The 17,558-nt window shown below is 54.5% G+C and carries 16 protein-coding genes; 4 read left to right on the top strand and 12 right to left on the bottom strand.

Annotated elements, in window-relative coordinates:
• Positions 1–201: 201 nt before the first annotated feature.
• Both nfuA and gntX read right to left on the bottom strand, forming a co-directional pair.
• Positions 202–777 carry a Fe-S biogenesis protein NfuA gene (gene nfuA / locus ACT9TW_RS03490; RefSeq protein ID WP_014072124.1) on the bottom strand — a complete coding sequence of 192 codons (576 nt, stop codon included), beginning with the start codon at positions 775–777 and terminating at the stop codon, positions 202–204.
• Between the two features lie 61 nt (positions 778–838).
• Positions 839–1,522 carry a DNA utilization protein GntX gene (gene gntX, locus ACT9TW_RS03485; protein WP_446491657.1) on the bottom strand — a complete coding sequence of 228 codons (684 nt, stop codon included), beginning with the start codon at positions 1,520–1,522 and terminating at the stop codon, positions 839–841.
• A 36-nt stretch (positions 1,523–1,558) separates the two neighbouring features.
• On the opposite strand from gntX, the gene bioH reads away from it, so the two are divergent.
• Together bioH and ACT9TW_RS03475 are read left to right on the top strand one after the other, a co-directional pair.
• Complete coding sequence (gene bioH, locus ACT9TW_RS03480) at positions 1,559–2,332, top strand: pimeloyl-ACP methyl ester esterase BioH (RefSeq protein WP_182062812.1); 774 nt, start codon at positions 1,559–1,561, stop codon at positions 2,330–2,332.
• Positions 2,333–2,444: 112 nt separating this feature from the next.
• On the top strand, positions 2,445–2,714 hold the full coding sequence (locus ACT9TW_RS03475) for a YdgH/BhsA/McbA-like domain containing protein (RefSeq protein ID WP_014072121.1): 270 nt from the start codon (positions 2,445–2,447) through the stop codon (positions 2,712–2,714).
• Positions 2,715–2,751: 37 nt separating this feature from the next.
• Here ACT9TW_RS03475 and feoC read toward each other — a convergent pair whose 3' ends face one another.
• From feoC to greB, 5 genes are all read right to left on the bottom strand, one after another.
• Positions 2,752–2,988, bottom strand: a complete 237-nt coding sequence (gene feoC, locus ACT9TW_RS03470; RefSeq protein WP_182062811.1) for a [Fe-S]-dependent transcriptional repressor FeoC — start codon at positions 2,986–2,988, stop codon at positions 2,752–2,754.
• 11 nt (positions 2,989–2,999) lie between these two features.
• Entirely contained in the window at positions 3,000–5,318 is a 2,319-nt protein-coding gene (feoB, locus tag ACT9TW_RS03465; protein ID WP_446491656.1) for a Fe(2+) transporter permease subunit FeoB, read from the bottom strand.
• A 29-nt stretch (positions 5,319–5,347) separates the two neighbouring features.
• Complete coding sequence (feoA, locus tag ACT9TW_RS03460; RefSeq protein ID WP_014072118.1) at positions 5,348–5,575, bottom strand: ferrous iron transporter A; 228 nt, start codon at positions 5,573–5,575, stop codon at positions 5,348–5,350.
• Between the two features lie 319 nt (positions 5,576–5,894).
• Positions 5,895–8,228, bottom strand: a complete 2,334-nt coding sequence (locus tag ACT9TW_RS03455; protein ID WP_446491655.1) for a Tex family protein — start codon at positions 8,226–8,228, stop codon at positions 5,895–5,897.
• 87 nt (positions 8,229–8,315) lie between these two features.
• A complete protein-coding gene (gene greB / locus ACT9TW_RS03450; protein WP_014072116.1) occupies positions 8,316–8,789 on the bottom strand; it encodes a transcription elongation factor GreB in 474 nt (157 codons plus the stop codon).
• A gap of 233 nt (positions 8,790–9,022) precedes the next feature.
• Here greB and ompR point away from each other — a divergent pair, with 233 nt between their 5' ends.
• Both ompR and envZ read left to right on the top strand, forming a co-directional pair.
• Entirely contained in the window at positions 9,023–9,742 is a 720-nt protein-coding gene (ompR, locus tag ACT9TW_RS03445; protein ID WP_001157751.1) for an osmolarity response regulator transcription factor OmpR, read from the top strand.
• Positions 9,739–11,082 (top strand): two-component system sensor histidine kinase EnvZ, encoded by a 1,344-nt coding sequence (gene envZ / locus ACT9TW_RS03440; protein ID WP_446491654.1) that lies wholly within the window; start codon positions 9,739–9,741, stop codon positions 11,080–11,082. Before ompR ends, envZ begins: the two co-directional genes overlap by 4 nt.
• Positions 11,083–11,149: 67 nt before the next feature.
• On the opposite strand, the gene pckA is transcribed toward envZ, so the two are convergent.
• From pckA to ACT9TW_RS03415, 5 genes are all read right to left on the bottom strand, one after another.
• On the bottom strand, positions 11,150–12,769 hold the full coding sequence (pckA, locus tag ACT9TW_RS03435; RefSeq protein ID WP_446491653.1) for a phosphoenolpyruvate carboxykinase (ATP): 1,620 nt from the start codon (positions 12,767–12,769) through the stop codon (positions 11,150–11,152).
• Positions 12,770–13,130: 361 nt separating this feature from the next.
• Positions 13,131–14,009 (bottom strand): Hsp33 family molecular chaperone HslO, encoded by an 879-nt coding sequence (gene hslO / locus ACT9TW_RS03430; RefSeq protein WP_446491652.1) that lies wholly within the window; start codon positions 14,007–14,009, stop codon positions 13,131–13,133.
• A gap of 25 nt (positions 14,010–14,034) precedes the next feature.
• The gene (hslR, locus tag ACT9TW_RS03425) at positions 14,035–14,436 is read right to left on the bottom strand and encodes a ribosome-associated heat shock protein Hsp15 (RefSeq protein ID WP_446491651.1); all 402 of its coding nucleotides are present in this window, start codon (positions 14,434–14,436) and stop codon (positions 14,035–14,037) included.
• Entirely contained in the window at positions 14,433–15,116 is a 684-nt protein-coding gene (gene yrfG, locus ACT9TW_RS03420) for a GMP/IMP nucleotidase (protein WP_446491650.1), read from the bottom strand. The genes hslR and yrfG overlap by 4 nt, the downstream gene beginning before the upstream one ends.
• A 65-nt stretch (positions 15,117–15,181) precedes the next feature.
• Positions 15,182–17,320 carry an intracellular growth attenuator family protein gene (locus tag ACT9TW_RS03415; protein WP_446491649.1) on the bottom strand — a complete coding sequence of 713 codons (2,139 nt, stop codon included), beginning with the start codon at positions 17,318–17,320 and terminating at the stop codon, positions 15,182–15,184.
• Positions 17,321–17,558: the final 238 nt, after the last annotated feature.

Raw genomic sequence — 17,558 nt, 5'->3', positions numbered from 1 at the left:
TGAGAATCACCCTGGGAGGCAAAATTTAAATTCTGGGACGCAGGTCAACATCTGGGGGGATAAACGCAAAACGGTAACCCAGAGGTTACCGTTTTTAATATTTTCTCCCTTTCCCGTGGGAAAGGAGCGGGCTGAGAGCATCAAACCGCGCATTTTGTAGGCCCGGTAAGCGCAGCGCCACCGGGCAAGCAGACGGGCAACTTAGTAGTAAGAGTGCTCGCCGCGTTGGTGCTCGGTCAGGTCACGCACGCCTTTCAGTTCAGGGAATTCGTTCAGCAGCTGCTTCTCGATCCCTTCTTTCAGGGTCACATCGACCATGGAACAGCCGTTACAGCCGCCGCCAAACTGAAGGATCGCCAGACCATCTTCAGTGATTTCCATCAGCGAAACACGACCGCCATGGCCTGCCAGCTGAGGGTTAATCTGGGATTGCAGCAGGTATTCAACGCGCTCCATCAGTGGCGCATCGTCAGACACTTTACGCATTTTCGCGTTTGGCGCTTTCAGGGTCAGCTGAGAGCCCAATTGGTCTGTGACGAAGTCGATTTCCGCATCGTCAAGATACGGTGCGCTCAGCTCATCTACGTACGCGGTGAGCTGTTCAAATTTAAGGGCAGTGTCAGTTGCTTCCACAGCGTCCGGGGGACAATAAGAAACACCACATTCTGCATTCGGAGTGCCTGGATTGATCACAAACACGCGGATCTGCGTCCCTTCTTCCTGATTTGCCAGCAGTTTGGCAAAGTGCGCTTGTGCAGAATCGGAAATACGGATCATAGCTTTGGCCTAATAGTTGACTAAATTACCTGGGTATAATCATACGCCCATTGAAGAAGGGCTACAAGGTACGGCACAGACACCATACCTGAACAGACGCGGCACCGCTTCGCAAAAGCAGTCGGGAAAGTTCAGCAACGGTACTGCCCGTAGTGACGACATCATCCACGATCGCGATATGGAGGCCTTTCACCGCGAATTCAAGGCGAAAGGCATTTTTAAGGTTCTTTTTGCGAAGCCGCGCAGTCAACTGGTGCTGTATCGCGGTGGCGTGAACGCGTTTGAGCGCAGACTCGGGATAGCGACAACCCAGCCAGTGAGCGAGCGGCCGGCAGAGCAGGTCGCTCTGGTTATAGCCACGCCGCCAGTGGCGACGGGCGTGCAGGGGCACATTCACGATGCAGTCGGCATGTGGCAAGATACGCGTGCGGCGCGCCTGTAAAATCGCGAGGAGCAACACGCGGGCAAGTGGGCTGGCCAGGGTGCTCTGGCGGGAAAATTTAAACTGGTGAACAAGCCCACTCAGTGGCGGGATGTAATCCGTCACTGCCACTAACGCACACCACGGCGGTGGCTTTTGCAGGCAACGCCCGCAAGGGATGTTCGGGTTCATGGCAGGTAAACCGCACTGTGGGCACCCACAGGCAGGGCGCATGAGCGCGCGCGTACACACTGAGCAGATCCCCCATCGGCTCAGGGCAAGTGGCATTCGGCATAGCCAGCACAAGCCAGGCACTGTTAGCATGTGCAACCTCCTTGTGAAAAAAGAGAACAGTAACTGATGAAGACTCTGTGGTGGCAGACCGTAGGGACGGGAAATTGCCATCTTGTGCTGCTGCACGGATGGGGACTGAACGCCGAAGTATGGCATTGCGTAAGTGAGGAACTGGCCTCGCATTTTACGTTGCACCTGGTTGATCTTCCGGGTTTTGGCCGCAGCCACGGCTATCAGGCGATGTCGCTTGATGAGATGGCACAGCACGTTCTGGATGCGGCGCCGCAAAACGCCATCTGGCTCGGCTGGAGTCTGGGTGGGCTGGTGGCAAGCAAGATTGCGCTGACCCACCCGGAACGCGTGCAGGCGCTGGTGACGGTGGCCTCTTCGCCATGCTTTAGCGCACGCGACGCGTGGCCTGGTATTAAGCCTGACGTACTGGCCGGGTTCCAGCTGCAGTTGAGTGAAGATTTTCAGCGGACCGTGGAACGCTTCCTGGCGCTGCAAACAATGGGTACCGAAACGGCACGGCAAGACGCCCGCACGCTGAAAAACACCGTGTTGTCACTGCCGATGCCGGACGTTGACGTGCTGAACGGTGGGCTGGAGATTTTAAAAACGGTCGACCTGCGTGAGCCACTGGCAACGCTTGCCCTGCCGCATCTGCGGATCTACGGTTATCTGGACGGGCTGGTGCCACGTAAAGTGGTTCCGCTGCTGGATACGCTGTGGCCGCAAAGCGAATCACATGTGGTTGTGAAAGCCGCGCACGCGCCGTTTATCTCCCATCCCGCTGAATTTTGTTCCGCTCTCGTTGCGTTAAGTCAACGTTTAAACTGATTGTTTTCCATCCAGCCTGGCAAAAGTTACACACCGCAACAATACTCATCATATCGTTGCGGTCGAACTGCCTACGATAATCAAAATTACAATCCTATGGAGAGTCATGGTTATGAAACTTGTTACAGGTATTGTCACTTCTCTGGTTATTGGGTCACTGTCATTTGGTGTTTTTGCAGCTAAAGAGCTGGAAAAAGATAAGCTTGCCGGGATGAATCTGACCAAAATTGGTGAGATCACGACCTCTGACACCACCGCGCCAATGGACGCGAGAAAAGAGTTGTCTAAAAAGGCAGATGAACTGGGCGGTACGTACTACGTCGTGACCAGTGCGGAAAAACAAACCAAAAACGTACGCGCAACCGCGGACGTGTATAAGTAATAAAAACGCCGGGAAGCGCTCTGCTTTCCCGGCATTATCAACGAAGCGTCCACCACTCCCTGAGACAGGCCTTTCCTTCCGGGCAGCTTTTGCAACTGCCGGATAAACAACCGTCTGCATCTTCCTGAATTCGCATGGCTTTCCCCATCGCCTCCAGTTTTTCAAGCATGGCATCGATCATCGGTTGCGGCGTATGCAGGCTGAGGCTCAACTGCTTTGCCTCCATACGCCCTTGCAGCGCCAGTAAATCACGAACCTGAATCAACGATGCCATGGCGATTCTCCTTAGTGACAGTCGCCTGCCGGGCTGTCGCAGCAGGTGGCGGCGGTTTTGCGCGTTGCCAGCAGGTTGATGTCGACACGGCTGCGCGCCCGGCGCAGCAGGCCCAGAACTATCACGTTGAACAAAATAACCGCCAGAATACAGACCAGGCTATAGCGTGGATGCTGGCTAAAGTTCGTTGCCTGATAGAAGAGCGTGGCCAGCGAGTAAGCAATGTTCAGCCCCCACAAAATCGAGAAGCCCATCCAGCCACGGCTGGACTCGCGGGAAATCGCACCCATCACGGAGATGCACGGGATGTAGAGCAGCACGAAGATCAGGTAGCTGTAGGCTGCGGATGCGCTGCCAAATTTCTCGCTCATGACACCCATTGCACCTGTCGCCATTTCGCCATCGCCTTTGCTGGCTTCGATTGGGTTCGCCAGCACGCTCAGACTGAAGGTATCTTTCAGGCTCTGCCCGGTTTCTTTTACTGCGTTGAGCAGTTCGTCACCGAGGTGGAAATCTGCCGGATTGAACTCTTGTTCCTGAATGTTTTCCGCCGTAAAGAGTGTGTTCAGTGTACCGACCACCACTTCTTTTGCCATCGCGCCGGTGAACAGGCCGACGGTCGCCTGCCAGTTATCCTCGTGCACGCCAATCGGTTTGAAGACAGGCGTGATGACGCGGCTGACGGAGGCAAGGGCAGAGTCGTTGATGTTGTCCGCCGCCTCACCGCTCAGCGTGAAGCTGTTCAGCGCGCTCAGGAAGATGCTGACGATGACAATCACTTTACCGGCGCGCAGTACAAAGCCTTTCAGGCGTTGCCAGGTCTGAATAACCAGGCTTTTCAGATGAGGAACGTGATATACCGGCAGCTCCATCACAAACGGCGAGGCTTCACCACGCATGATGGTGTGTTTGAGCATCAGCCCTGTAAGGATAGCCATAACGATGCCCAGCACATACAGCGAGAACACCGCCAGCGCCCCTTGTTGGCCAAAGAAGGCTGCGGCAAAGACCGCGAATATCGCCAGACGCGCGCCGCAGGACATAAACGGCGCCATCATGATGGTCATCAGGCGTTCACGCGGTGCATCCAGGGTGCGAGCCCCCATGACCGACGGCACGTTACAACCGAAACCGACAATCAACGGTACAAAGGATTTCCCTGGAAGACCCAGCGCCTGCATCAGGCGATCCATCACGAAGGCCGCACGCGCCATGTAGCCCGAATCCTCAAGGAAGGAGAGGAACAGGTACATCATGCCGATTTGCGGAACCAGCGGCAGAACGGTGTTGATACCGCCCCCAATCCCCTGAGCAAGGAAAATGGTCAGCCATTCCGGGAAGTGCAGGATGTAACCAATCCACTGAATACCATGGACAAATATCGCCACCGAGCCGGCGTCAAAAATAGGCTGAAGCGCGCCCCCGATGTTGATAGCAAGCAGGAACATCAGGTACATCACCAGCAGGAACACAGGCAGGCCGAGGAAGCGGTTGAGGACGATTTTGTCTACGGCGGCGGTGAATTTGCTTGGCTCTGCGGTCAGGGCGTTACTCACGACATCGCAAATGGCGGCAATGGCCTGATAGCGGGCATCTGCAATGTGCAGCGCCGGATCGTCCAGTTCGTCGCTAAGACGCGCCAGCGCAACATCCAGTTTATCGGCGGCGTTGCCTGAGTAGGCGCGGCTATAGATATCCCCTTCCAGCATTTGCAGGCCGAGCCACATACGCTGTTTAACCGGCATGTGTTGTTCCATTTCCTGCGCCAGCAGGCTGGCTTCGCGAAGCAGCGGTTGGGCATAGTGCACCAGCTCAACGCTGGTGTTGCCCGCATGGCGGTCGATTGCCAGTTTCAGGGCATCAATGCCGCGCGCGCGGGTGGACACCAGCGGCACAACTGGGCAACCCAGACGGGCAGAGAGCGCATCGACATCAATGCGCAGGTGTTGTTTTTCCGCGATGTCGAGCATATTCAGCGCCACGATGCACGGGATGCCAAGCTCAAGCAGTTGCAGCGTCAGATACAGGTTGCGCTCCAGATTGGAGGCGTCCACCACGTTAATTAATACATCGGCATCGCCGCTCAAAATATAGTGACAGGCAATCTGCTCATCGAGCGAGGTTTGCGACGAGATAGTGGTTAATGAATAGGTTCCGGGCAGATCAACCAGCGTGACCTGATGGTCTGTTGTGGAAAACTGACCTTCTTTTCGTTCAACTGTGACACCCGCCCAATTTCCCACACGCTGACGAGCGCCCGTTAACTGGTTAAATAAGGTTGTCTTGCCGGAATTAGGATTGCCAATTAAGCCAATAGTTAATTTTTTCATTGCATTAGACTCACTGAACCGCTGGCTTGTTATCGGGATATCGCTTCGACTTCGATTAATGCGAGGTCTTTTTTACGCAGAACCAGGTTTACGCGTCGGGTTTCGATATGAACAGGATCACCCAGCGGTGCCACGCGCACGACCTGGAATGACGAGCCAGGTAACATGCCTAATGACAGCAGTTTTTGCCGATAAGCCGGGCTAATTTCACGGGTGAAGCCGGTAATTTTCCATGCACTGTCGGGAGTGAATTGCATAGTGCCTGATTCCATGAAAGGTTAAATTATCTACTATGGGATGATAATGAGAATAGTTTTTATCAGCAATATTAAAACTGTGACGGAATGTTGTTTGCAGTATTAATTTACGGCCTGTTTGACCTTGCTCAATATTTGCTGAAATGACGGGAAAACGAAAAGGGGAGTATTTGTTAACGGGGTGATAATTAGCGGTTTAAATATGGCTACATCATATTTGTTTTAATTCGCTGCGGTCTGCTTGCCGGGCGGCACTGCGTTTGCCCGGCCTACAAAACCGTAGGCCCGGTAAGCGTAGCGCCACCGGGCATTGACAACCTTAGCGCTTTTTACCCATTGCGGCTGCCAGCGCATCCATCATGGCACTGTTACCCGCAGGCTGAGCATCACGGCCCCGCGGTTTTGCGGCCTTATTAGCCGCAGGACGCTGCTGCTCGCGAGTGCCACCGCCGTTGCCACGACGCGCATTGGTTTCACCTGGCTGCTCGTCCAGACGCATAGTCAGGGCAATACGCTTACGTTGCAGGTCAACTTCCAGCACTTTCACTTTCACGATATCGCCCGCTTTGACCACGGTGTGTGGATCTTCAACGAACTTATCGGCCAGCGAAGAGATATGGACCAGGCCATCCTGATGCACACCGATATCAACAAACGCGCCAAAGTTGGTGACGTTAGTGACGGCGCCTTCCAGTACCATACCCGGCAGCAGGTCGTTCATGGTTTCGACGCCTTCAGCAAAGGTCGCGGTTTTAAACTCAGGACGCGGGTCGCGGCCAGGTTTTTCCAGCTCTTTGATGATGTCGGTCACCGTCGGTACACCGAACTGTTCATCGGTGAAATCAGCCGCTTTCAGGTTGCGCAGGGCGCTGTTGTCACCCATCAGGTCTTTCAGTGCCTGCTGCGTGGCCGCCAGAATGCGCTCGACAACCGGATAGGCTTCCGGGTGCACGGTTGAGGCATCCAGCGGGTTATCGCCGTGGTTGATACGCAGGAAGCCCGCGCACTGCTCAAACGCTTTCGGCCCCAGACGGCTCACCTTCAGCAGCTGCTGGCGGTTCTGGAACTGCCCGTTTTCATCACGCCAGGCCACAATGTTCTGCGCCATCATGCGGGTTAAGCCCGCCACGCGGGTCAGCAGGGCAACGGAGGCAGTATTCAGGTCTACACCGACGGCGTTAACACAGTCTTCCACGACCGCATCCAGCTTACGCGCCAGCTGAGTCTGGCTGACGTCGTGCTGATACTGGCCCACACCGATAGATTTAGGGTCGATCTTCACCAGCTCCGCCAGCGGATCTTGCAGACGGCGGGCAATAGACACCGCGCCGCGCAGGGAAACGTCCAGATCCGGGAATTCCTGGGCTGCCAGCTCAGATGCGGAATAAACAGACGCCCCCGCTTCACTGACGATAACCTTCTGGGCAGTGACTTTCGGGAACTGTTTTTGTACATCAAGGAAGAAACGCTCAGTTTCACGGGATGCAGTCCCGTTACCGATAGCAACCAGCTCAACGTTGTACTTCTCGCACAGCGCCGCAACCGCGACGGCCGCTTTCGCAGCCTGGCCGGTGTGTGGGTAAATGGTGTCGGTAGCCACCAGTTTGCCGGTACCGTCAACCACTGCCACTTTCACGCCAGTACGCAGGCCAGGGTCGAGGCCCATGGTGGCGCGCAGGCCTGCAGGTGCCGCCATCAGCAGATCGTGCAGGTTACGGGCAAAAACGTTAATCGCTTCGTCTTCGGCGCGCTCGCGCACGGTGCCCATCAGCTCGGTTTCGAGGTGCATCAGCACTTTGATACGCCACGTCCAGCTCACTACACCTTTACGCCAACTGTCTGCCGGGGCGTTGTTCAGACGCAGTCCGAGGTGATCGATAATGATCTGCTCGCAGTGGCTCTCTTTTGGCGGCTCATCGAACTGCGGATCGGCATTCAGGGAAAGCTGCAACACACCTTCGTTGCGGCCACGGAACATCGCCAGCGCGCGGTGAGAAGGGGTGGTTGAAATGGGCTCGTGGTGATCGAAATAATCGCGGAATTTCGCACCTTCTTCCTGTTTGCCGCTCACCACGGTTGAAACCAGGTGCGCGTTCTTCCACAGATAGTCACGCACTTTAGAGAGCAGCGTGGCGTCTTCGGCGAAGCGCTCCATCAGGATATAACGTGCGCCATCGAGGGCGGCTTTGGTGTCCGCCACGCCTTTATCGGCATCGATAAATTTCGCGGCTTCGGTTTCCGGGTCGTGGGATGGGGTGTTCCATAGCAGCTCGGCCAGGGGTTCCAGACCGGCTTCAATCGCTATCTGCCCGCGCGTGCGACGCTTCGGTTTATACGGCAGATAGAGATCTTCTAATTCGGTTTTGCTCAGCGTGCCGTTAATGGCTTTTTCCAGGTCGCTGGTGAGCTTGCCCTGTTCGCCAATGGATTTGAGGATTGCCTGACGCCGGTCTTCCAGCTCACGCAGATAACCCAGGCGGGTTTCCAGATTACGCAGCTGAGTATCATCCAGACCGCCAGTGACTTCCTTACGATAACGTGCAATAAACGGCACGGTGTTCCCTTCATCAAGCAGGCGAACGGCAGCTTCTACCTGTTCGGCTCTGGCCTGAATATCACCCGCAATAATGCGGCAGAGCGAATCATTCATCATGGCTTTATCATCTGTTGAGTCGAAAAATCAGGGGATAGTTATACGGGCTGACACGGCAAAATGCCAGCCGTGGAGGGCGCTCTCGGACTATTTAACGTACTCTATCTCATTCACGTACCAGCTGGCCTCACCGGCAGGTGTCTGCACGACGGCCAAATCACCCACTTCCTTTTTCAGCAGCGCGCGGGCCATCGGTGAGTCGATAGAGATGTAATCCTTACGACCAAAAATTTCATCGTAGCCGACAATACGAAAACGCAGGGTGTTACCGTCATCATTTTCAATTTCAACCCAAGCGCCGAAGAACACTTTGCCCTCCTGTTGCGGGGAGTAATCGACGATTTTGAGGTTCTCAAGGCATTTGGTCAGGTAACGTACCCGACGGTCTATCTCACGCAGGCGTTTTTTGTTGTACTGGTAGTCAGCATTTTCGCTGCGATCGCCAAGACTTGCCGCCCAGGTGACCTTTTTGGTCACTTCCGGGCGCTCTTCTCGCCACAGGTAATCCATCTCTTTTTTGAGTTTTTCGTACCCTTCGCGGGTGATCAGGGGCGTTTTCATGGTGTGACCTTCAGACTCGACTTCATTGCAGACGTTGCGCACATTACGTATCAAATATAGTAACAGACAGCGTTAATAATGATTTATGTGATGAAATGTGCAGATAAGCTGCTGTTAAATATGCTTTGTAACAATTTCGACTAGAATTTATACCAGAATTAGCTGGTCGAACACGTGCACTTTTTTAGAATACGCTGTTACAAAGACTATCCGAACCTTTGGGAGTACACATAATGCAAGAGAACTACAAAATTCTGGTCGTGGATGACGACATGCGCCTGCGCGCGCTGCTGGAACGTTATCTGACCGAGCAGGGCTTCCAGGTTCGTAGCGTTGCGAACGCTGAACAGATGGACCGTCTGCTGACCCGTGAATCTTTTCACCTGATGGTTCTCGACCTGATGCTGCCTGGCGAAGATGGGCTTTCTATCTGCCGCCGTCTGCGTAGCCAGAGCAACCCAATGCCGATCATTATGGTGACGGCGAAAGGTGAAGAAGTTGACCGTATCGTGGGCCTGGAAATCGGTGCCGACGACTACATTCCAAAACCGTTTAACCCGCGTGAGCTACTGGCGCGTATTCGCGCTGTGCTGCGTCGTCAGGCGAACGAACTGCCGGGTGCGCCGTCTCAGGAAGAAGCGGTTATCGCGTTCGGTAAGTTTAAGCTGAACCTCGGTACGCGTGAGATGTTCCGTGAAGATGAGCCAATGCCTCTCACCAGCGGCGAGTTCGCGGTTCTGAAAGCGCTGGTTAGCCACCCGCGTGAACCGCTTTCCCGTGACAAGCTGATGAACCTGGCGCGTGGCCGCGAATACTCCGCAATGGAACGCTCAATCGACGTGCAGATCTCTCGTCTGCGCCGCATGGTGGAAGAAGATCCGGCGCATCCTCGTTATATTCAGACCGTCTGGGGTCTGGGCTACGTGTTCGTGCCGGACGGCTCTAAAGCATGAGGCGAATGCGCTTCTCGCCGCGAAGTTCGTTTGCCCGCACGCTGTTACTGATCGTCACCTTGCTGTTCGTCAGCCTGGTGACGACCTATCTGGTGGTGCTGAACTTTGCGATCCTGCCCAGTCTCCAGCAGTTTAATAAGGTCCTGGCGTACGAAGTCCGTATGCTGATGACCGATAAACTGCAACTGGAGGATGGCACTCAGCTGGTGGTTCCTCCGGCGTTTCGTCGTGAGATTTACCGCGAGCTGGGTATTTCGCTTTATTCCAATGAAGCGGCAGAAGATGCAGGCCTGCGCTGGGCGCAACACTACGAATTCCTGAGTCAACAGATGGCGCAGCAGCTGGGTGGCCCGACGGAAGTCCGCGTTGAGGTCAACAAAAGCTCGCCGGTTGTCTGGCTGAAAACCTGGCTCTCACCCAATATCTGGGTACGAGTCCCGCTGACCGAAATCCATCAGGGCGATTTTTCGCCACTGTTCCGCTATACCCTGGCCATTATGCTGCTGGCGATAGGGGGCGCGTGGCTGTTTATTCGCATACAGAACCGACCACTGGTCGACCTGGAGCACGCAGCGCTTCAGGTCGGTAAAGGGATTATTCCACCGCCGCTGCGCGAATATGGCGCGTCGGAAGTGCGTTCGGTTACGCGTGCCTTCAACCATATGGCGGCAGGCGTAAAACAGCTAGCGGATGACCGTACGCTGCTGATGGCCGGTGTCAGCCATGATCTGCGCACCCCGCTGACGCGTATTCGTCTGGCCACAGAGATGATGGGCGAAGAGGATGGTTATCTCGCGGAGTCTATTAACAAAGACATCGAAGAGTGTAATGCCATCATCGAGCAGTTCATTGATTACCTGCGCACCGGGCAGGAGATGCCGATGGAAATGGCGGATCTGAATGCGGTGCTGGGTGAAGTGGTGGCAGCGGAAAGCGGCTACGAGCGTGAAATTGATACCGACCTTCAGGTGGGTGAGATCCAGGTGCGAATGCATCCGCTCTCTATCAAACGTGCTGTCGCCAATATGGTGGTCAATGCGGCGCGTTACGGGAATGGCTGGATCAAGGTCAGCAGTGGATCTGAGCTTAACCGCGCCTGGTTCCAGGTTGAGGATGACGGCCCGGGCATTAAGCCCGAGCAGCGTAAGCATCTGTTCCAGCCGTTTGTGCGTGGCGATAGCGCGCGTAGCACCAGCGGCACGGGCTTAGGTCTGGCGATTGTGCAGCGTATTATCGATAACCATAACGGTTTGCTGGAAATTGGAACCAGCGAGCGGGGTGGTTTGAGTATTCGTGCGTGGTTGCCGGTACCTGTTACGCGACAGGTGAAAGAGGCTTAAAAAAGGGTGCGGCCTGATGACCTCACCCCATTAAAAAAGGCAACTTTCGTTGCCTTTTTGCTTTTACTTACAGCGTCGGTCCCGCACTCACCAGCGCAACACCTGCTGGTGTATCGGTATACTTCTCAAAGTTCTCAATAAACAGCTTCGCCAGCGATTCCGCTTTCTCACGCCACTGCTCCGGTGAGCCGTAGGTATTACGCGGGTCAAGGATATGCGTATCCACGCCCGGCAGTTCCGTTGGGATCGCCAGATCAAACATCGGCAGGGTGAAGGTTTCAGCGTTATCCAGCGATCCATCCAGAATGGCATCGATAATGGCGCGGGTATCTTTGATAGAGATACGTTTGCCCGTACCGTTCCAGCCGGTGTTGACCAGATACGCTTGTGCGCCGGATGCCTGCATACGCTTCACCAGTACTTCAGCGTACTGCGTTGGGTGCAGCGACAGGAATGCCGCGCCAAAGCAGGCGGAGAAGGTTGGGGTTGGTTCAGTCACACCGCGCTCTGTACCGGCCAGTTTAGCGGTAAAGCCAGAGAGGAAGTGGTACTGCGTCTGGTTGGCCGTCAGCCGTGATACCGGAGGCAGCACGCCGAACGCATCTGCCGTCAGGAAAATCACCTTCGTGGCATGACCCGCTTTCGACACCGGTTTCACAATGTTTTCGATGTGGTTGATCGGGTAGGAGACACGGGTATTTTCGGTTTTGGATGCATCATCGAAATCGATTGTGCCATCGGCACGCACGGTAACGTTTTCCAGCAATGCATCGCGACGGATGGCGTGGAAGATGTCCGGCTCAGCTTCCTCAGACAAACGAATGGTCTTGGCGTAGCAACCGCCTTCGAAGTTAAACACGCCATCGTCATCCCAGCCGTGCTCATCATCGCCAATCAGACGGCGTTTCGGATCGGTGGAAAGCGTGGTTTTCCCGGTGCCTGACAGGCCAAAGAACACGGCCACATCACCTTTCTCGCCAACGTTCGCGGAACAGTGCATGGAGGCAATGCCCTGCAATGGCAGAAGGTAGTTCATCACCGAGAACATCCCTTTCTTCATCTCGCCGCCGTACCAGGTACCGCCAATCAGCTGGATACGTTCGGTCAGGTTGAAGGCGATGAAATTCTCGGAATTCAGGCCTTGTTCTTTCCACTGTGGGTTAGTGCATTTTGCACCGTTCATCACGATGAAATCCGGGGTGAAATCCTTTAACTCTTCATCAGTCGGACGAATAAACATGTTTTTCACGAAATGCGCCTGCCAGGCCACTTCGGTGATAAAACGGACGGAAAGACGGGTGTCGGCGTTTGCGCCACAGAAGGCATCAATAATGAACAGACGCTTGCCGGAGAGTTGATGGGTGACGAGCCCTTTCAGATGCTGCCAGGTTTCAGGGGAGAGCGGTTTGTTGTCGTTCTTCCCTTTGCCTTTATCTGCCCACCACAGCGTATCGCGGGTGGTTTCGTCTCGGACGATATACTTATCTTTCGGCGAACGACCGGTAAAAATACCGGTATCGACGGCGATAGCACCAAGGTTTGTCAACACACCTCGCTCGTATCCTTCCAGTGCTGGATTGAGCTCTTCCTGATACAGCGTATCGTAATCGGGGTTGTAGATGACTTCCTGGACGTCGTGAATACCATAAGCCTTGAGATCTTGCGGGGTTAAACCAGTAACACGCATATCACTGCTCCTTAGCCAATATGTACTGCCTGAAATTGTAGGGTTTTTCTGTGTTTGTTAACCGCGACGGGGCTCATAGATTTACGTATCTGGACAAAACCCTTGCTAACGGAAAACGCTGCGACTCCAGTCACAGGGCAGGCGGATTATCGCAGGAATCGGTTTTTTGTTGGGGAAAATGTTCTTAAAAGGTTAAATGGTGGTGATTTTAACGGAAGGAATGTGAATGTAATCGCATACATGTAGGAAAATTACGTAAGGGTTACATTGTGAAAAACGATTCAGCTTATGGGGGGATTTTTGCCCCTCACCCCAGCCCTCTCCCCAAAGGGGAGAGGGTCAGGGTGAGGGGGAAAGAGGATCAGTGAACCTGCGGATCCGCCGGGGAGGCATTGTTGCGGATCTCGGCGATATCCATTGAATTGAACACGTAGTGCGTACTGCAGTAGTCACAGTGCATGTCAATTTCACCGTCTTCCGCCATGATGCTGTCGATCTCTTCATCCGGCAGGGTTTTCAGCGCGTCCGCGCAACGCTCGCGGGAACAGGTGCACTTGAACTCAACGGACTGCGGATCGTAAACCGTCACTTCTTCTTCGTGATACAGGCGCCACAGCACATCGGTTGCAGACAGGTTGAACAGCTCATCTGCCTTAATGGTTTCAGTCAGTGTTGCCAGATGTTCGAAGTCGTTGGTCTGTGCATCCTGCGCTGGCAGAACCTGCAACAGCATTCCGCCCGCCACAGGCTGACCGTCAACTTCACCGGTGCGGATGAACAGACGGGTTGGCAACTGTTCGGAGCGCATGAAGTAATCTTCCAGACATGCCGCCAGTGTGTGGCCTTCCAGACCAACAACACCTTGATAACGTTCACCTTCTTCTGGAGAAATAGTGATAACCAGATAGCCATTGCCGACCAGCGTTTTCAGGTCAGCACCTTCCGGTACGTCGCCCTGAACGCGCGCAACACCGCGCATTTGCTGCTGGTTATTCCCGTTGATCACCGCCAGCGTCATTGGGCCATCGCCCTGTAACTGCACGGTGATATCGCCGGCAAATTTCAGCGTCGCGGTTAGCAGGCTGGTGGCAACCAGCAGTTCGCCCAGCAGGGTTTTTACTGGCAGCGGGTAGTTGTGGTTTTCCAGAATCAGTTTCCAGGTTTCGGATACGGTCACCAGCTCGCCGCGAACGGCAAATTGTTCAAACAGATAGCGGTGTAATTGGTCGTGTTGGGCCATAATAGTCTCTCGTGCAGGTGAGGGGTTACTCGCTCTCACCGTGTTTAAATTTCATCAGTTCACGGCGCTCTTTTTTATCCGGACGCCGATCCGGGTGCGGCATGGTCAGTGCATTCATTTTGCGTGCCAGCGCCGTCTTTTCGCGTTTCTCGATACTCTCCGCCGTTTCTTCGTAGAGCAAAACAGCTTCGGTTGCGGGCCTGCGATGTTCGGTAATGGCTTTGATCACTACCGTTCGTTCATCGTTACCCTGACGCAGCGTTAAGGTGGCATTCAGCTCAACCAGCTTGCTCGGTTTACCGCGCTGGCCGTTGTAATGCACCTTGCCGCCGTCAATCATCTCTCGGGCAAGTGCGCGGGTTTTATAAAAACGGGCTGCCCACAGCCATTTATCCAGTCTCACCCCTTCAGAGGGTTTTTCTTTCATGGCGACTCCTTCACGGTCAGTGAGGGGATCATCCGACGATAGTCGTTCAGCCCCGGATGTCGCAGATAGCTTTTTTCAGCCAGGCCAGAATCAGGATTGGTCACGCCCAGGCAATAGCGAATGCCGAAGGTAGCGGCAGAATCCAGAATCGGTTCACTGTCATCTATGAACAGGGTTCTTTCAGGCTGCAAACCCGTCTCTTCTGCAACCGCGTGCCACAACCGCTGATCCTCTTTCGGATAACCAAATGTGTGGGTGGAAAGTAATAAATCAAGGTGTGAAGCAAGACCGGTATGCTCCAGCTTCACGGCCAGATTATGTGGGTGCGCATTGGTTAGCAAAATACGGCGCTTGCCGCTTGCTTTTAGCGCATCCAGGAAGGGTACTGTGTCCTCACGCAGCACGGCACGCGGGCCCTGGGCGGTGGTCATGGCACAGATATCCAAACCGAGGCGCTCGCTCCAGTAGTCCAGACAGTACCAGTTTAGCGTATGCTGCACGGCGCTATATTGCGAACGAATGAACTCCTGTGCTTCCGTCGGAGAGATGCCCTGCTGCTGTCCATAAGTTTCCGGCACCAGTTTTTGCCAAAAATAATTATCAAAGGCGAGATCGAGCAGCGTGCCGTCCATGTCCAGCAGGACGGTATCAACGTCCTGCCAGGCGATATCAAGATGCATAAGGGGAACTCTCCAGCCAGAAGTTACGTGCGCGACAGGGTAGCACAACTTGTCGCGCAGTGACGTTATCCGATCAGGCTCTCAGGGGCAGGGATGAGTTTGGGATTGAGGCAATTTTCGTAGTATTGCTGAATTTCAGCCAGACGCGTGCGCGAACGCTGATAGCGGCGTACGGCCATAAAACCGTTCCAGAAAATAGACACCAGCATCGCTATCATCAGCAGGGATGTTCCAATATAACGCCACAGACCGGCGCTGTCCGGCATCCGGTGCAGGTCTATATGGCGCGTGCCGTTGGCATCGGTAAAGATACCCGTCACAATCCCCTCGGCGCTGAACGGCGTCTGCATCAGCATCTGTGCCAGACGCTGAAATTCACCCCATTGCTCCTGGGCAGGATAATCATAGAGCGTGATTTGTGGGTACGGCTGATCGACCAGGTCGCTGCCTTCATCGCTGACAATCAGGAAGCCCCCAGGGGCCGGGCTATTCAGTGACTGCGCGGCTCGGGACGTTTCACGAATGACGAACGGCGCGGTAGAGGTTGCCACCAGGTTATCCAGCGATTCAGCGCTAACCGGGCGTAGCAGAACGTTAACACCGTCCAGCCGACCTGCTTCGGCACGTTTAACCAGCGATTCCCAGTCTTTACTGTTGCCGAGGTTCACGAGGGCATTCTTAAGGCGTACGCACTCATCGGGTGCGGAACATAAATCCTGTGTTTTCATCACGATTTCGCCAAAGTCATCCAGCAACACCATGCCGGATTTCTGAATGGCGGAGCGCAGCGCAGGGCTGACACGTGAATCATCGTCCGCTTTAGGATGCAACTGACGGCTTACCGTCTGGGTGAGCGCCGTCGCTTTGCCCACCACATCGGATTCCGGCAGAGGCAGCGGAGCGGCATCGTTCCAGATGATTTGCGAGCAATCAAACGGGGTAAACGGGGAGTTTTGCCGTGTATTCCAGGTGCCCGGGGTATGAATATTACACATCCCGGTTCCTTTCAGTCGCAGTGTATCGCCCACCCGCACACCGGCTTCTTCCAGCTGATTTACGCTGGTGGCCTCCACGGTTTGCGCCCCTTTAATCCACGACAGGGTAAATTTGATGGGCATATCGAGTGGCACGAAGAAAATCAGCATCATAAGCACCGCCGTGGCTCCACCCGCGATAACGGTACTCCGCAACCAGTGCTGGAGCGGGAAGTTCTTCACCTCGTCATGCAGGGACAAATACCGACCCTGACGCACGACATGGCGATCGAGATAGATATCGATGTCGGTTTTATGCCCTAAATCCTGGGCAATCCACGGCTGCCAGTGGCGCGGATAGATAAGGTCGATAATGCCAAGCGAGATGTTGTTGAGGTGTTCCTGGTCGTTCTCACCGAACAACCCCCAGCGTTTTGGCGTGCCGCGCAGGCAGTGAATTTCTCGTAAGGTAGTTTTGGCCGGAGGCGCAAACAGCCCCCACAGACCCGCAGCCAGCAGCAGTACCGCGCTGCCAGCCAGCCAGGGCGCAAACACATCTGGCGTCAGCAGGCAGATGAAGAACAGCAGGAAAGAGGCAACGATGAGCACTGCTTCCCGAATGCCATCCGGGCGGTTCAGGGCAAATTCTTCATGCGTCTCCTGACGAATATTGAGCAGCTCAATTTGTTCTGTCTCTTCGCCGCGAATGGAGGCCTGGGTTGAACTGGCGCTTTCCAGCGCAAAGCGAGGCGCTTCCTGAACGTATTCGCTCAGGGTGTGGCCGTTAAGGGCGATGACCAGAGGTAAGGCGTCGGTATGGATAAGCTCAACGCTGTTTTCATCATTGATATATTGCTCCCAGAAGGGGGGCAGATGAACTTCAACGGAGTCGAGATAGTAACGCCATTTGTTGGGATCGTCGGTGGTAATACCATAGCGGGTAATCGAACGCGTTACGCAGATAACGGTATCACTCTGTCCGTTAAGTTTGAGCGATACAGGCGCTGCACTGGCACCCGTCGGCCCAGGTGTCAGCTGCGAGCGGTTAAGCGTTTCAAGATAACTTTCAGCAGCGCTGCGTTCTTCCGGCGAGAGCTTACGCGTATTCGCACCGGCAAATGCAGTTAAAAATGGCAGCCGATATCGGCGCTGTATGCGACGCCTGTATACCCACCCTGCAATCAAAGCGCCGGCCAGCATAGCAGCGATAAAAATCAAAATGGTGCTCATGCTTTCCCCATCTTACTTATCTTCTTACAGGTGTAGTCAGTAGCACCTTTAACAATGAATGAGAGTCTGTGGCTGGCTATCGGCAAGTATGGAGTCGAACTTGAGCATTTTGAAGCGCATCCCAGTGATCTATGATGATAGCAAAGCCTGCCATGGGGCGATATCAGCAAATTCCTGGAATTATTTCAACCTCTTGACTTTTGTTTTGAAATAAGGATTGATTCTCATTAGGTTGCAC

This window comes from Enterobacter sp. C4G1 (genome assembly GCF_052886895.1).
Note: the sequence above shows the minus strand (reverse complement) of the source record. Positions and strands in the feature narration are given on the sequence as shown.

Excerpts from the sequence above, each read along its gene's own strand:
- feoC (WP_182062811.1), bottom strand. The coding sequence starts at position 2,988 with ATGGCATCGTTGATTCAGGTTCGTGATTTACTGGCGCTGCAAGGGCGT.
- ACT9TW_RS03415 (WP_446491649.1), bottom strand. The coding sequence starts at position 17,320 with ATGAGCACCATTTTGATTTTTATCGCTGCTATGCTGGCCGGCGCTTTG.
- ACT9TW_RS03455 (WP_446491655.1), bottom strand. The coding sequence starts at position 8,228 with ATGATGAATGATTCGCTCTGCCGCATTATTGCGGGTGATATTCAGGCC.
- feoA (WP_014072118.1), bottom strand. The coding sequence starts at position 5,575 with ATGCAATTCACTCCCGACAGTGCATGGAAAATTACCGGCTTCACCCGT.
- yrfG (WP_446491650.1), bottom strand. The coding sequence starts at position 15,116 with ATGCATCTTGATATCGCCTGGCAGGACGTTGATACCGTCCTGCTGGAC.
- ompR (WP_001157751.1), top strand. The coding sequence starts at position 9,023 with ATGCAAGAGAACTACAAAATTCTGGTCGTGGATGACGACATGCGCCTG.
- bioH (WP_182062812.1), top strand. The coding sequence starts at position 1,559 with ATGAAGACTCTGTGGTGGCAGACCGTAGGGACGGGAAATTGCCATCTT.
- ACT9TW_RS03475 (WP_014072121.1), top strand. The coding sequence starts at position 2,445 with ATGAAACTTGTTACAGGTATTGTCACTTCTCTGGTTATTGGGTCACTG.
- envZ (WP_446491654.1), top strand. The coding sequence starts at position 9,739 with ATGAGGCGAATGCGCTTCTCGCCGCGAAGTTCGTTTGCCCGCACGCTG.
- nfuA (WP_014072124.1), bottom strand. The coding sequence starts at position 777 with ATGATCCGTATTTCCGATTCTGCACAAGCGCACTTTGCCAAACTGCTG.
- hslO (WP_446491652.1), bottom strand. The coding sequence starts at position 14,009 with ATGGCCCAACACGACCAATTACACCGCTATCTGTTTGAACAATTTGCC.
- greB (WP_014072116.1), bottom strand. The coding sequence starts at position 8,789 with ATGAAAACGCCCCTGATCACCCGCGAAGGGTACGAAAAACTCAAAAAA.
- gntX (WP_446491657.1), bottom strand. The coding sequence starts at position 1,522 with ATGCTAACAGTGCCTGGCTTGTGCTGGCTATGCCGAATGCCACTTGCC.
- pckA (WP_446491653.1), bottom strand. The coding sequence starts at position 12,769 with ATGCGTGTTACTGGTTTAACCCCGCAAGATCTCAAGGCTTATGGTATT.
- hslR (WP_446491651.1), bottom strand. The coding sequence starts at position 14,436 with ATGAAAGAAAAACCCTCTGAAGGGGTGAGACTGGATAAATGGCTGTGG.
- feoB (WP_446491656.1), bottom strand. The coding sequence starts at position 5,318 with ATGAAAAAATTAACTATTGGCTTAATTGGCAATCCTAATTCCGGCAAG.